Origin of the sequence: Agrobacterium tumefaciens (assembly GCF_013337285.1) — a bacterium.
Lineage (GTDB): Bacteria > Pseudomonadota > Alphaproteobacteria > Rhizobiales > Rhizobiaceae > Agrobacterium > Agrobacterium burrii.
The window spans coordinates 159,624-173,861 of record NZ_SUPW01000010.1; the positions used below are offsets into that span (position 1 = coordinate 159,624).

General features: G+C 60.2%; 12 protein-coding genes. 9 read left to right on the plus strand and 3 right to left on the minus strand.

Annotated elements, in window-relative coordinates; all coding sequences use genetic code 11:
- Nucleotides 1-19 precede the first annotated feature (19 nt).
- The 4 genes from FCH38_RS21480 (at nt 20) to FCH38_RS21495 (ending at nt 5,534) form a co-directional block, all read left to right on the plus strand.
- Entirely contained in the window at nt 20-1,018 is a 999-nt protein-coding gene (locus tag FCH38_RS21480) for an ABC transporter substrate-binding protein (RefSeq protein WP_174375097.1), read from the plus strand.
- 115 nt (nt 1,019-1,133) lie between these two features.
- Entirely contained in the window at nt 1,134-2,159 is a 1,026-nt protein-coding gene (locus FCH38_RS21485; RefSeq protein ID WP_174375088.1) for an ABC transporter substrate-binding protein, read from the plus strand.
- 85 nt (nt 2,160-2,244) lie between these two features.
- A complete protein-coding gene (locus FCH38_RS21490; protein WP_174375089.1) occupies nt 2,245-4,476 on the plus strand; it encodes an ABC transporter permease in 2,232 nt (743 codons plus the stop codon).
- Nucleotides 4,473-5,534: an ABC transporter ATP-binding protein gene (locus tag FCH38_RS21495; protein ID WP_149901050.1), complete on the plus strand. Its 1,062-nt coding sequence runs from the start codon at nt 4,473-4,475 to the stop codon at nt 5,532-5,534. The genes FCH38_RS21490 and FCH38_RS21495 overlap by 4 nt, the downstream gene beginning before the upstream one ends.
- Before the next feature lie 6 nt (nt 5,535-5,540).
- On the opposite strand, the gene FCH38_RS21500 is transcribed toward FCH38_RS21495, so the two are convergent.
- Nucleotides 5,541-5,741, minus strand: a complete 201-nt coding sequence (locus FCH38_RS21500) for a hypothetical protein (protein WP_149901051.1) — start codon at nt 5,739-5,741, stop codon at nt 5,541-5,543.
- 187 nt (nt 5,742-5,928) lie between these two features.
- Here FCH38_RS21500 and FCH38_RS21505 point away from each other — a divergent pair, with 187 nt between their 5' ends.
- The 4 genes from FCH38_RS21505 (at nt 5,929) to FCH38_RS21520 (ending at nt 11,455) form a co-directional block, all read left to right on the plus strand.
- Nucleotides 5,929-6,267, plus strand: a complete 339-nt coding sequence (locus FCH38_RS21505) for a GCG_CRPN prefix-to-repeats domain-containing protein (protein ID WP_149901052.1) — start codon at nt 5,929-5,931, stop codon at nt 6,265-6,267.
- Between the two features lie 174 nt (nt 6,268-6,441).
- Entirely contained in the window at nt 6,442-7,431 is a 990-nt protein-coding gene (locus tag FCH38_RS21510) for a tripartite tricarboxylate transporter substrate binding protein (RefSeq protein ID WP_174375090.1), read from the plus strand.
- Between the two features lie 466 nt (nt 7,432-7,897).
- On the plus strand, nt 7,898-9,688 hold the full coding sequence (locus FCH38_RS21515; RefSeq protein ID WP_174375091.1) for an ABC transporter ATP-binding protein: 1,791 nt from the start codon (nt 7,898-7,900) through the stop codon (nt 9,686-9,688).
- A 180-nt stretch (nt 9,689-9,868) separates the two neighbouring features.
- Entirely contained in the window at nt 9,869-11,455 is a 1,587-nt protein-coding gene (locus FCH38_RS21520; RefSeq protein WP_174375092.1) for an ABC-F family ATP-binding cassette domain-containing protein, read from the plus strand.
- Here FCH38_RS21520 and FCH38_RS21525 read toward each other — a convergent pair.
- The gene (locus FCH38_RS21525; RefSeq protein WP_174375093.1) at nt 11,436-11,765 is read right to left on the minus strand and encodes a tetratricopeptide repeat protein; all 330 of its coding nucleotides are present in this window, start codon (nt 11,763-11,765) and stop codon (nt 11,436-11,438) included. The genes FCH38_RS21520 and FCH38_RS21525 overlap by 20 nt on opposite strands.
- Before the next feature lie 116 nt (nt 11,766-11,881).
- Nucleotides 11,882-12,961: a LacI family DNA-binding transcriptional regulator gene (locus tag FCH38_RS21530; RefSeq protein WP_174375094.1), complete on the minus strand. Its 1,080-nt coding sequence runs from the start codon at nt 12,959-12,961 to the stop codon at nt 11,882-11,884.
- Between the two features lie 237 nt (nt 12,962-13,198).
- Here FCH38_RS21530 and FCH38_RS21535 point away from each other — a divergent pair, with 237 nt between their 5' ends.
- On the plus strand, nt 13,199-14,176 hold the full coding sequence (locus tag FCH38_RS21535; protein ID WP_174375095.1) for a substrate-binding domain-containing protein: 978 nt from the start codon (nt 13,199-13,201) through the stop codon (nt 14,174-14,176).
- Nucleotides 14,177-14,238 lie beyond the last annotated feature (62 nt).

The window sequence follows — 14,238 nt, forward strand, 5'->3', positions numbered from 1 at the left end:
GACCGCACTTGCGGCGAGCATGGCCCTGTGGCTGTGCGGCGCAGGGCATGGCATGGCCGCGCCGAAGTTGAACGTCCTGTGCGGCGTCGACGAGGCGTGGTGTGTGACCATGCAGCGGGCTTTCGAGGCGAAGGCGGGTCTTGAGATTTCGATGGTGCGCAAAAGCACCGGCGAAATTCTCGATCAGATCCGCGCCGAACGCTCCCATCCGACCGTCGACGTCTGGTGGGGCGGCACGGGTGACACGCATTTGCAGGCCGGTTCGGAAGGACTGCTGGACGAATACCAGCCCCACGATCAGCAGGATCTTTTGCCATGGGCGCAGAATTTCTATGCCATGTCCGGATCGCGATCGGCTGGAATCTATGCCGGGGCGCTGGGTTTTGCCTATAATTCGGAACTGCTTGCCAAAAACAAGCTGCCGGCTCCCACTTGCTGGAAGGATCTGGCCAAGGAGATTTATCGCGGCCACATCCTGACCGGCAATCCGAACTATTCCGGCACGGCCTTCACCACGCTCGCCACCCTTGTCCAGCTGTTTGGTGAGGACGAGGCCTTCGGTTTCATGACGAAGCTGAACCTCAATGTTGTGGGTTACACGAAGGTCGGTTCAGCGCCCGTCAAGGCCGCAGCGCGGGGGGAGGTTCTGATCGGGATTTCCTTCATGCATGATGCCGTGACCCAGAAGATCGAGGGTTTCCCGCTTGTCATCGTCGCCCCTTGCGAGGGCACCGGTTACGAGATCGGGGCGGTCAGCATCGTCAAGGGCAACCGCAACACGGCGCTTGCGCAAAGTTTCGTGGAGTTTGCGCTCAGCCCGGAAGGACAGGAAACCGGAGCCATAGCCGGCCAGAACCAGGTGCCGTCCAATGCAAGGGCGACATTGCCGCTGACCGCGCCTGATATATCGATGATCAAGATGGTGGATTACGACTTTGCCACCTTTGGCCAGCCTGAAGAGCGAAGTCGATTATTGAGCCGCTTCGACAGCGAAATCCACCCGAGCCAGACCCAGTAAGGGCCAGACAACCGACATCCCGAAAGACAACGTGCGCGCCGCAAGGCGCCGCGACCGGCAGCGCCATGTCCGCGCGTTGCCCAAGAATTCAGACGCAAGCTACAGGAGGATAACCATGCGACTGACGATACTTTCCACCCTGCTTTTTGCAGGCACGGCGCTCAGCACCACATCGGTGCAGGCGGCAGGCGAACTCAACCTGATCTGCTCGGCCGATGTCGTCATCTGCGAACAGATGAAGGGCGATTTTGAAAAAACACACGACATTAAGGTCAATATGGTGCGCCTGTCTTCGGGTGAAACCTATGCCAAGGTGCGTGCGGAAGCCCGCAACCCGAAGACCGATATCTGGTGGGCGGGCACCGGCGATCCGCATATGCAGGCGGCATCCGAAAATCTCACGCTCGAATATAAGTCGCCAATGCTGGACCAGTTGCAGGACTGGGCCGTGAAACAGGCGGAAAGCACCGGCTACCGCACCGTCGGTGTTTATGCCGGTGCGCTGGGCTGGGGCTACAACACCGAAATCTTCAAGTCCAAGGGCTACAAGGAGCCGAAGTGCTGGGCCGATCTGCTGGCACCTGAACTGAAGGGTGAAATCCAGATCGCCAATCCGAATTCTTCGGGCACCGCCTACACGGCGCTTGCCTCGCTGGTGCAGATCATGGGCGAAGATCAGGCGATCGATTACCTGAAGAAGCTCAACGCCAATATCTCGCAATATACCAAGTCCGGCTCGGCTCCGGTCAAGGCGGCGGCGCGCGGTGAAACGGCGCTCGGCATCGTCTTCATGCATGATGCCGTGGCGCAGACGGCGGAAGGTTTTCCGGTCAAATCGATCGCGCCGTGTGAAGGCACCGGCTACGAAATCGGCTCCATGTCGATCATCAAGGGCGCGCGCAACCTCGACAATGCCAAGACCTGGTACGACTGGGCGCTGAAGCCGGACGTCCAGTCGCGCATGAAGGACGCCAAGTCCTTCCAGCTGCCGTCCAACAAGACGGCGGAAGTGCCCAAAGAAGCACCGAAGTTCGAGGACATCAAGCTCATCGACTACGACTTCAAGACCTATGGCGATCCGGCCAAGCGCAAGGCGCTGCTGGAACGCTGGGACCGCGAAGTTGGTGCTGTCGCCAACTGATCTGAACTCCGGCGATCGGCATCCCGGCTTATGAAGCCGGGGTGTCCGCCACTCTTTCATCGGCATGAAATAAGCGAGGTCGGCCATGACACGTGGCAATCGCAGGCTGGACATCGTCCTGGCGCTCGGGGCGTTCGCCCTCATTCTTCTTCCCTGGTATCGCATTGAAGGCGGTTTTTTCAGCTTCCGTTGGTTGTCAGGATTTTTTTCCACCGCCAGCAATGCGCCGGGTGTGTTGCAAATCCTGTCCTATGGAAAACCATGGCTGGTTGGCGTCGTTATCTTTTTCCTCGCCGCATGCCTTGTCCGGCCAATGCGTGATCCGATGCGGCGCGGTGGGCTGGTTGCCATGATCGGTGCTGCCGGTCTGGTTTTTCTGGCTTTGCAGGGGCTGGCGATCGGCTTTACTGGCTGGACCTGGACAATCAGCGAAAACCTGTTCGGCATGCTTGCCGATGGTCAGGCATCTATGGGTGCCGGAGCCGTCGTCATGTCATTCGTCTTCGTGCTTCTCTTTGCCTTCGGGCTTGCTGAGCGTGGCGTCATGAAGGGCGATGCCTTCGTCGTCGGCGCCATTTCCGTTCTGGTCTTTCTCGTTGCGGTTTTTGTCTTTTATCCAATCGGCAGCATGCTGATCGCATCCGTTCAAGATTTCGACGGCTCCTTCAACGCCGATGGTTTCATCCGCAATATCAAGGACCCCGGCATCTGGAGCCTTGGCTGTGTTATGGGCGAAGAGCGCTGCGGTGTTGCCTGGCGCACGCTGTCCCTTGCCCTGCTGACCGCTTTCGGCTCGACCGTGCTTGGCCTCGGCTTCGCATTGATCGCCACCCGCACCCGTTTTCCGTTCAAGAAAGGCCTGCGACTTCTCACCGTTCTGCCGATCATCACGCCGCCATTCGTTATTGGCCTTGCACTGACGCTGCTTTTCGGCCGCGCCGGTGTCGTCACCGAATGGCTGTCCTATCTCTTCGGCATCGAACCCGGCCGCTGGCTTTATGGTCTTACCGGCATCTGGATCGCGCAGGTTCTTTCCTTCACGCCCATTTCGTTTCTGGTGCTGATCGGCGTTGTCGAAGGCGTCAGCCCGTCGATGGAGGAGGCGTCGCAGACGCTGCGCGCCGACCGCTGGCGCACTTTCTGGCGGGTGTCGCTGCCGCTGATGAAGCCCGGTCTTGCCAATGCTTTCCTCATCGGCTTCATCGAAAGCATGGCGGATTTTGGCAACCCGCTGGTGCTGGGCGGCACCCACGGCGTGTTGTCGACGGAAATCTTCTTTGCCGTCGTCGGCTCGCAGAACGATCCGTCGCGCGCCGCGGTTCTCGCCATCATTCTCCTGTGCTTCACGCTTTCGGCTTTCCTTGCCCAGCGCTTCTGGCTATCCGGCAAGAATTTCGCGACGGTCACCGGCAAGGGCGACAGCGGTGCGCACATTGCCCTGCCGCGCGGTATCTCAATCGGCGTGCACGCCATCGTCGTCCCGTGGATGCTTTTCACCATTGTCGTTTATGGCATGATCCTCGTCGGCGGTTTCGTGAAGACTTGGGGTCTCGACAATTCGCTGACGCTTGACCACTACATCCGCGCCTTTTCCGTCAGCTTCTCCAATGGCTCGATTGCCTGGACCGGCGTTGCCTGGAACTCGTTCTGGACGACCATGGAGATTGCGCTGGTTTCGGCGCCGCTCACCGCTGCCGTCGGCCTGCTGACCGCCTATATCATCGTGCGTCAGAAATTCGCCGGACGGAACCTCTTCGAATTCGCGCTGATGATGAGCTTTGCCATTCCCGGCACGGTCATCGGCGTCAGCTACATCATGGCCTTCAACCTGCCGCCGGTGGAAATGACGGGATCGGCGCTGATCCTGATCGCCTGCTTCGTGTTCCGCAACATGCCGGTCGGCGTGCGCGGCGGCATCGCGGCGATGAGCCAGCTCGACAAGAGCCTCGACGAAGCTTCGCTGACGCTGCGGGCCAATAGTTTCCGCACCATCCGCAAGGTCATCCTGCCGCTCTTGAGGCCCGCGATCACGGCGGCGCTGGTCTATTCCTTCGTGCGCGCCATCACCTCCATCAGTGCTGTCATCTTCCTCGTCAGCGCCCAGTACAACATGGCGACGTCCTACATCGTCGGCCTCGTCGAAAACGGCGAATATGGTGTGGCGATCGCCTATTCCTCCATGCTGATCGTGGTGATGATCACCGTCATTACCGGTTTCCAGCTCATTGTGGGCGAACGCCGCCTGCGGCGCGAAAACCGCGTCGCCGGCCTGCCGTCCGCTTCCTCCGTTCCTCTCGCTCAGGAGAAAACCGCATGATTTCCGTAAAGCCCGGCTCCGTTACCTTTCAGAATGTCCGCAAGACTTTCGGCGCCTTCACCGCCATCCCCGACCTGTCGCTGACCATCGAACCCGGCACGCTGGTAACCCTGCTTGGTCCCTCCGGCTGCGGCAAGACGACGACATTGCGCATGCTGGCCGGCCTCGAGCACCCGACCTCCGGCCGCATCCTCATCGGCGACAAGGACGTGACCATGCTGCCGGCCAATGAGCGTGATGTCTCGATGGTCTTCCAGTCCTATGCGCTGTTCCCGCATATGACGGCGCTCGACAATGTCGCCTATGGCCTGCAATCCTCGGGATTGCGCAAGGCGGAAGCGCGGGAAAAGGCGGAAGAGGGGTTGAAGCTCGTCGGCCTCGCCGGCATGGGCCACCGCCTGCCGGCCGAACTTTCCGGCGGCCAGCAGCAGCGCGTGGCGGTCGCCCGCGCCTTGGTGCTGGAGCCGCAGGTGCTGCTGCTCGATGAGCCTCTTTCCAATCTCGACGCCCGCCTTCGCCGCCGTGTCCGCACCGAAATCCGCGAATTGCAGCAGCGGCTCGGCTTTACCGCCGTTTATGTGACGCATGATCAGGATGAGGCGCTGGCCGTTTCCGACCGGATCATCGTGATGAAGGATGGCGAGATCGCCCAGTCGGGTGCGCCCCGCGATCTTTACGAGGCACCGGCCTCCGCCTTCATCGCCGATTTCATGGGCGAGGCGAATGTCGTCGGCTGCGAGGTCATCAGCATTGAGGGTCCGGAGGCGCTGATCCGCGTCGGCGGCATCAATCATCGGGTTTCGGCGCGCAATGCCAAACCCGGCCCGGCCAAGCTTGCTGTTCGCCCCGGTTCGATTGCCATCGGCCAGGCAGGCGGGCAAGGGGTTGCCGGCCGGGTGCTACACAGTGCCTATCTCGGCGGGCATGTCGAATATGAAGTCGAGACCGATATCGGCACGCTCTTCATCGTCGACCATGCGGTCGAGACCAGCCTGCCGCCGCAAAGCGATGTGACGCTCGGCTTCAAGAACCGCGGCATCGCGCTGATCCAGTCCTGACAGGCCTTAGTTCTGCGGGTCCGGCATGATCCACCAGAACAGCTGCACGAGGTCGCTCCAGGTGCGGGCGAGATCATCCATCATGGCGTTCACCTCCATATAGAGGTGAATGGCCAGAAGCGTGAAAAGCCCCAATAACAACCAAGGCCAGATCGGGCGTCTGCCCGCTGGTTTCGTTTCGTGCTTTTCGTCCTGATTGATGTCCAATAGCCATCTCCCCGTAACCTTGAGACCTACGACCAAAACCTCACGGCCGCAACCAGTTGTCTAAAAGAGCGCGGCCTCATCCTCGCCATGAAGTGCGGCACCCTGCCACAAAAACACCCAGATTCATTCAGCCGCAGTTCACCCGCCGGGGCGCTAAATCCCCCCATCCCATAAGGAGGGAGATGACATGCGTAAGATGATTTTTGGCGCGGGAATGCTTCTCAGCGCCCTGTTCGGCACCGGCGCGAACGCCATGCCCGTGGGTCAGCCGTCTGCACCCGCGACATCCAATGTTCAGACCGTCGACTATGCCTGCGGACGCGGCTTTCATCTGTCGCCGCGCGGCAATTGCCGTCCGAACGGACCGCCGCGTTATGAGCGCGGCTGGGACAGGCGCGACCGCTGGGAAGGTCGCCGCGAATGGCGCGAACGTCAGGCCCGCAGAGAATGGCGGGAACGGCGAGACCGCCGCGATTGGCGAGAGCACCGTGAATGGCGCGACCGTCGCGATTATTATCGCTGGTAACAAGATAAGGCCCTCCCTAAACCGGGAGGGCCTTTTTGGTTGTGATCCGCCCCGGCAAACTGCGCCGGCGATCCCTCCGGACCGCTTTTGCGGCAGCGGCGGCCATGGGTTGCTCTCGAGGGCTTTTGAGCTACTATGCCGGCATGGCGGGGAGGCCATGTTAAAGGAGGGTTCATGAATTACCGGTTTTCGAAACGGCGTATGGTGTTGAAGCTTGCCGCCACGGCAGCTTCTTTTTGCATGCTGGGAATGACGGCGAGCGCCGAGGGTTTTCCCGATCGGACCATGACGCTGGTCGTGCCTTTCGCGGCGGGCGGCTCCACCGATGTGGTGGCGCGCGTCATCGCGCAGAAGATGGGCGATGAGCTTGGCCATCAGATCGTCGTTGAAAATGTCGCCGGCGCGGGTGGCAATCTCGGTGCCGACCGTGTCGCCCGGGCCGAGCCAGATGGCTATACGATCCTGATGGGCACGGTCGCGACCCATGCGCTCAACCCGCTTATCCTTAAAACAAAGCCTTACGATCCGGAAAAGGATTTCGCCCCGGTCTCGCTGCTGGTGGTGGTGCCGAATGTGCTGGTCGTCAATCCGAAGCTCAACGTCAACAGCGTTGCGGAACTGATTGCGCTTCTGAAAGCCGAGCCGGACAAATATGCCTATGCCTCTTCCGGCAATGGCACGCCGCTGCATCTTTCAGGCGAATTGTTCAAGAGCATGGCTGGTGTCAGCATGCAGCATGTTCCCTATAAGGGAGCAGGCCCCGCGCTCAACGATCTGCTCGGCAACCAGATTTCGATCATGTTCGACAATCTGCCGTCGTCATCAGGCCACATCAAATCCGGCACGCTGCGCGCGCTCGGCGTCACCACCACCGAACGCGCCTCATCCTTCCCGGATCTGCCGACCATTGCCGAGACCGTCCCGGGTTATGAAACCTACACCTGGAACGCGCTCTTTGCGCCCGCCGGCACGCCGGCCGAAGCGATCGACAAGCTGAATGCCGCCGCCAAGAAAGCGCTTGCCGATCCGGCCGTCGCCGCGCGCATGGCGGAGTTCAGCGCCAAGATCGTCGGGTCGTCACCGGAAGAGCTGAAAACCCACGTCGCGGCCGAAATCGCCAAGTGGGAACCCGTCGTCAAGAATGCAAATGTGCAGATGGACTGATCGGGAGCGGTAACCCGGTTCTTCGATACCTCGCTGCGCACCTCTGCCTTGAGGTGCGCAGTACCACCTGTTGCTGAAGACCCGTAGCCGAAGCTGTCATCATGGCCCGGCCAAAAACGGGCCTGTCGCATCGACCAATGTGTCGTTTCCGCATCACTTGCCATAAGGTTGCAAAAATCGGCTTGGCAAGCTCAAATCACTCAGCTACAAAACGTATCACCGCGTCAGATCAAACAAAGGGAGGCGTTGCATGACACCAGCATTCACCGAAATCCTCCCGCAGGGAATGACCCGACACTAGGTCATATCCATTCGTGGCCCGCCCTGCGCGCGCCCGACATGCGGTTTTATTTTCCTTCATGGCCCGATTGATCTGACGGGATCATTTCGTCTCCCGTCCGGGCTGTGCCATCCAACTTCCGTTTTGAGGACCGGTTGCCGATTTTCTGGCGCCGTGCTGGTTAAAATGTCTCGCAAGAAGCTCGATTTCCGCGCCGATGCCTATCGTCATGTGCTCGGCTTTGTTTTTCACCACTGGAGCCACAGGCCGGCACTGGTGGGTTTCATCATTGTGCTGGTTGTCGCCAGCACGCTGGCCGAAGTCATGGTGCCGGTTTTTTCCGGCCAGATCGTTGATGCCATTGCCGGCGGCAACGGGGCGGACAAGGCGCTGCACGCCTTCGTCGTCGTGGTGTCGCTTGGTCTCACCAGCGTGGTGCTGCGCTGGTTCATCTTTAACGGCATCATCAGGCTCACGCTGAAAACCATGGCTGATGTCACCAATAACGGCTTCCACAAGGTGCAGCGTTTCTCCACGGACTGGCATGCCAACAGCTTCGCCGGCTCTACGGTGCGCAAGATCACGCGCGGCATGTGGGCGCTGGATTCGCTGAACGACCTGCTGCTCATCGCCCTTCTGCCGTCCCTCGTGATGCTGGTCGGCGCCACCATCGTGCTCGGCAGCTACTGGCCGGTCATGGGCCTCATCGTCGGCCTGGGCTCGCTGATCTATGTCGGTGTCACCGTGGCTCTTTCCATGGGTTATGTGTCGCCTGCGGCACGGCTTGCCAATGCCTGGGATACAAGGCTTGGCGGGGCGCTGGCGGATGCCATCAGCTGCAACTCGGTCGTCAAGGCCTTTGGTGCCGAGACGCGTGAGGAAGCGCGGCTGGGCCATGTGCTGGTGAAATGGGATAACCGCACGCGCAGAACATGGCGGCGCGGCACGCTGAATGGCACCATTCAGAGCTTCATGATGGTGTCCATGCAGGCCGGCATTCTCGGCACCGGCCTCATCATGTGGCGACAGGGGCTGGCGACGCCGGGTGATATCACCTTCGTGCTTGCCATGTTCTTCGTGCTGCAGGGTTACCTGCGTGATGTGGGGCAGGATATCCGTAACCTGCAACGCGCCGTCAACGATATGGAAGAGTTGGTGCTGCTGGACAAGATGCCGCTTGGCGTCGAAGACAGGCCGGATGCGGCGCGGCTTGATATCGGCAGGGGCGAGATCGTCTTCGATCACGTCACGTTCCAATATGGCGCGCATCCCACCCCGCTTTATGATGACTTCTCGGTCACCATCAAGCCGGGCGAGCGTGTGGGGCTGGTTGGCCATTCCGGCTCGGGCAAGACTACTTTCGTCAAGCTCATCCAGCGTCTCTACGACATCAAGTCCGGCGCAATCCGCATCGACGGGCAGAATATCGCCGGTGTCACGCAATCGAGCCTGCGCGGCCAGATCGCCATCGTGCAGCAGGAACCCATCCTGTTCCACCGCACGCTGGCGGAAAACATCGCTTATGGCCGGCCGGGTGCCACGCGGCGTGACATCGAGCAGGCGGCAAAACAGGCCAGCGCCCATGAGTTCATCATGTCCCTTCCAAAAGGATATGAGACCATGGTCGGCGAACGTGGCGTCAAGCTTTCGGGCGGGGAACGCCAGCGCGTCGCCATTGCCCGTGCCTTTCTCGCGGATGCGCCGGTGCTGATCCTTGACGAGGCCACCTCAAGCCTTGACAGCGAAAGCGAAGTGCAGATCCAGCAGGCCATGGAACGGCTGATGGATGGCCGCACGACGCTCGTCATCGCGCACCGGCTCTCCACGGTCAGGGCACTGGACCGGCTGCTGGTGTTCGACAAGGGCAAGATTGTCGAAGAAGGTGACCATCAGGCGCTTATCCGCCTCAATGACGGCATCTATCGCCGGCTGTTCGAACGGCAGGCGCTGGAACTGACCAAGGGCCTGGTGGCCTGAAACAACGAAACGCCGGAGTTCATCCTCCGGCGTTTCATCCGCAACTTCTAACCAGTGCCACGAACGCGCCGCTTTTTTCCATTAGTGGCGTTCTCTCCGCAATACCAACAGGATGGTGAACCATGGATTTCAACCCGATCACAAAGCCGCAACGCCTTGTCATCAGGGGAAACCATATCCATGCCTTGTTCCATCACCCTTTCAGACCTCTCATGGTCCACGCCTGACGGTCATCCGCTTTTTTCAAACATCAATCTTCGCTTCGGTCTCGAACGAGCCGGCCTTGTCGGGCGCAACGGCGTCGGCAAGACGACGCTTCTGAAGTTGATTGCCGGTGAATTGTCACCGTCCGCCGGTACGGTCTCCGTCTCCGGCAGGACCGGCTTTCTGCGGCAAATCGTGCAGGTCATGCCCGGGGAGACCGTCGCGGATCTCTTCAATGCGCGTGAGGCACTCAAGATACTTTCCCGCGCCCAGGCGGGGCAGGCTACACTCGAAGAGCTTGGTGATGTCGACTGGATGCTGGAGGAAAAAATTGCCGATGCGCTGGCTGAGGTCGGGTTGGACGCCTTACCGTCAACGCTGCTTTCGGCACTTTCCGGCGGGCAGCGCACACGGGCGGCACTTGCGGCCCAAATCCATGCCGCGCCCGACTTCTTGATCCTCGACGAGCCGACCAATAATCTCGACCGCGACGGTCGTCTGTTCGTTGCGGATTTTCTGGCGGGTTGGCGTGGCGGAGCGATTGTCGTCAGCCATGATCGGGAACTTCTCGATACATTTGATGCCATCGTCGAAATGACGACGCTGGGCGCAACGCGTTATGGCGGAAACTGGAGCCATTACCGCGCGCAAAAAGCACAGGAACTGGCCGCTGCCGAACAGGATCTCGCCAGCGCCGAAAAGCGCCTGTCCGAGGTCAAACGCCGGTCGCAGGAGGCACTGGAACGCAAGGCCCGGCGCGACGCAAAGGGCGCCGCCAAAGCGGCAAAGGGGGATATGCCCCGCATTGCCGCCGGCGGCATGAAAAGACGAGCCGAGCAGACCAGCGGCGACAATGCCAATCTCGCCAGTCGCCTGAAAGCCGAAGCGACCGGGGATTTGCAGACGGCACGCCAGAGGATCGAGATCCTTCAGGACGTTACTGTCGTCTTGCCACCCAGCGGCTTGCACAAAACCAAGACCGTGCTGAGCCTGCAAAACCTGACCGCAGGATATTCGGGAAAACAGCCAGTATTCGCCGATCTGTCCTTCGAAATCACCGGCCCGCAACGTGTCGCCGTCACCGGCCCGAACGGATCGGGAAAAACGACGCTGCTTTCCGTGATCAGGAAGGAATTGATGCCGTTGTCAGGGGCAGTCCACCTCGGTGTGACGTCCGTCTTTCTGGACCAGCAGATCAGCCTGCTGGATACGAAGCTTTCTATCCGCGACAATTTCCTTCAACTTAACCCGCAGGCCGGTGAGAACGCCTGCAGGGCAGCGCTTGCCCGCTTCATGTTTCGTGCCGATGCCGCCTTGCAGATCGTCGGAACGCTTTCGGGCGGACAGATGCTGCGCGCGGGTCTCGCCTGCGTTCTTTGTGGTCCGCAGCCGCCGCAATTGCTGATCCTCGATGAACCGACAAACCATCTGGATATCGATTCCATCGCGGCCGTGGAGGCCGGCCTGCGGGCCTATGATGGCGCGCTCCTGGTTGTCAGCCATGACGAAGCGTTTCTTAGCAATATTGGCATCGATCGGCGGCTTACCCTTGGGCGACCGTGAGGCGCCGCGATTGCGCACGCCGAAGCCGGACATCCATCTGCCGTTTTGCCTGGATGTCACCCATTTTCGTGGCAACCGCGCTGCCCTCAACCCACGCGGCAATCGCACCGTCGTCGTCTGCGAGACGCATAAGGCATTCGCCAAGCGCCGCCCAGGCGGCCGAGTAATCGGGGTCCTGGTGAACCGCCTCGCGCAGATGCTGCGCCGCATCGTCGAATTGCCGCGTGGCCATCAGGGCCTTTGCGAGTGAAAAACGCAGGAGGGGCGCATCTTTGCCGTCTTTCAGCATCTTCAGGAGCTTTTCGATCATCGTCATTCCATTGCAATGGTGGGCTTCATGCAAATCGGTACGACGTCAAGTGCGGTTGAGGTCAAGCGGAATTGGCGCTTCTCCGAAGGGCTCCTCCGCTGATGGAGCGGAACGTTTCACCTTGATATGCGGCGTACCGCGACCGGATCCCAGATGTCATCAAGCGGCCCTTCAAGGGCGGTGCGCGGGGGAATGAGCTGCGGTTCGATAATGGTGACTTCGGGCTCTGCCCGGTTCTCTTCCAGCAGTTCGAACCCTTTTTCGAGCATTTGCGCAATATCCGGTTTGATCATGTAAACGGGAAAGGGAAGAAATGACGCGAATGGGTCGTAGTCAAAACAGCCGACGACGATGTCGCCGAACGCTTCCCCGTCATGACGCCCCATGAAACGAAGCAACCCCTCGAAGTTGATCGATGAATTGACGAAGAAACAGCGGGGAAGACGGCCCCTGCGCTCGAAGAAGCGTTCGAAGGCCAGTTCCGTCATGCGCGGCGAATAACCGGTGATCTCGATATCGTCACCACTCTGCACGCCGAAATAATCGGCCTTCGCGGCATGAAAGCCATCAATACGCTCGCGGCTGGCGTGGTCGTCATGACCGCCGAACAGGATGACGTCGTCAGGACCGAGCGACCCACCCTTTGCCGCATGGGCAAGGATTGCCGATGTCAGGATTTCCGCGCCGTGCCGGTTGTCGGAAATGACGGACGACGCAAATTTGCCGGGCAGGTCGATATTGACGTGTGGAAGGGCGGCGCGGGCGCAGACCTGGTGAACGCCATCCGGGTCGGTTACGCCGGCAATGAACAGGGCGTCAATCGAATAGGCGATCAGCGTCTCTACGGTCCGGCGTTCCTCCTCGGGGTCACGCCGCCCGGAAACCACCATCGGCGACAGGCCGCGTTTGCGTGCCTGCCCCTCGAAGGTCTGCGCCATGGATGAAAAGAACCGGTTGTCATAAACCGGCACCAGAAGCCCGACGAGACCGGATTTTGAGCTCCTGAGGCCACGGGCCTGCAGGTTGGTGGTGTAGCGCTGTGCCTTGGCGAGCGAGAGTATCTTGTCTGCGGTCTCCTCCGAAATCCGCCGCTTGCGCCATGATCCATTCAACACCGCGCTCACTGTCGAGGCTGACGCGCCAGACAATAGCGACAAGTCATAAATGGTGGCTTTCTTGGAACTTATGCCTGTCACTTCGATCTCCCCAGCTGATTCCGATTATTAGAGCACGCATCCCCTTGACGGAAGGGAGCTTCATGATATGGTTATTGCACCATCGATTGTGCAATTTGGCAATATCGATTGTGCAGGATGGTTGCTATGGGAGTGGCAAGGGAGAGTCTCGAATAAGCGAGATGAGAGATTTGAAGCGCGGCAGGGAAAAACTGGCTGCGGCGGATTTCGTTTGCCGATTTTTTGAGGAGGAACATCATGAAGAAAATTATTGCTGCGGCGCTCGGCCTGTCGCTCGCGCTGCTCTCATCCGCGGCCTTCGCCGAAGGACCGAAAGTTGGCGTCGTCGTCAAGATCGGCGGTATTCCGTGGTTCAACGCCATGGAAGCCGGCATCAAGGAACAGAGCAAGAAGCTCGGCGTCGACGGTTTCATGGTCGGCCCGACCAGCGCCGACCCGGCCCTGCAGGTTCGTGCCATCGAAGACCTGATCGCCCAGAAGGTCGATTTCATCGGTGTCGTGCCGAATGATGCCAAGGTGCTTGAGCCGGTGCTGAAGAAGGCCCAGGCCGCCGGCATCAAGGTCATCACCCATGAATCGCCCAAGCAGCTCGGCGCTGACTGGGACTTTGAACTGGCCTCCGCCAAGGGTTTTGGTGAAGCGCATGGCAAGCTGCTGGCGGAAAAGATGGGCGGCAAGGGTTCTTATGCCGTCTTCGTCGGTTCGCTCACCGTTCCGCTTCACAACGCCTGGGCCGATGCCGCCATCGCCTATATCAAGGCCAATTATCCGGACATGAAGCTTGTCGGCGATCGCTACGGCGTCGCCGAAGATCTCGACAAGAGCCGGTCGACGGCGCTTGACCTGATGTCCGCCAATGCTGACCTGAGCGGTTTCCTTGCCTTCGGTTCGCAGGGACCGATCGGTGCCGGGCGTGCCGTCGAAGAGCGGCGCAAGGATGGCAAGGTCTTCGTCATCGGCCCGTTTTCGCCGGGACAGGGCGCCAAGCTCATCAAATCGGGCGCGCTGACGGGCGGCTTCATGTGGAACCCGAAGCTGGCCGGTGAGGTCTTCATCACGCTCGCCGATCGTATCGCCAAGGGCGAGACACCCAAGGCCGGCGACAATATCGAAGGTCTCGGCACCATCAATCCCGAGGGTAACACCATCGTTGTCGATCAGCTCTTGAAGATCGACAAGGAAAGCATCGACAAGCTCGTTTCCATGGGCCTCTGATCCTCCCCAGAGCCGCAGGCGGGGGGGGGGGGGGGGGGGGGAGCAGCCCACACCCCCACCGA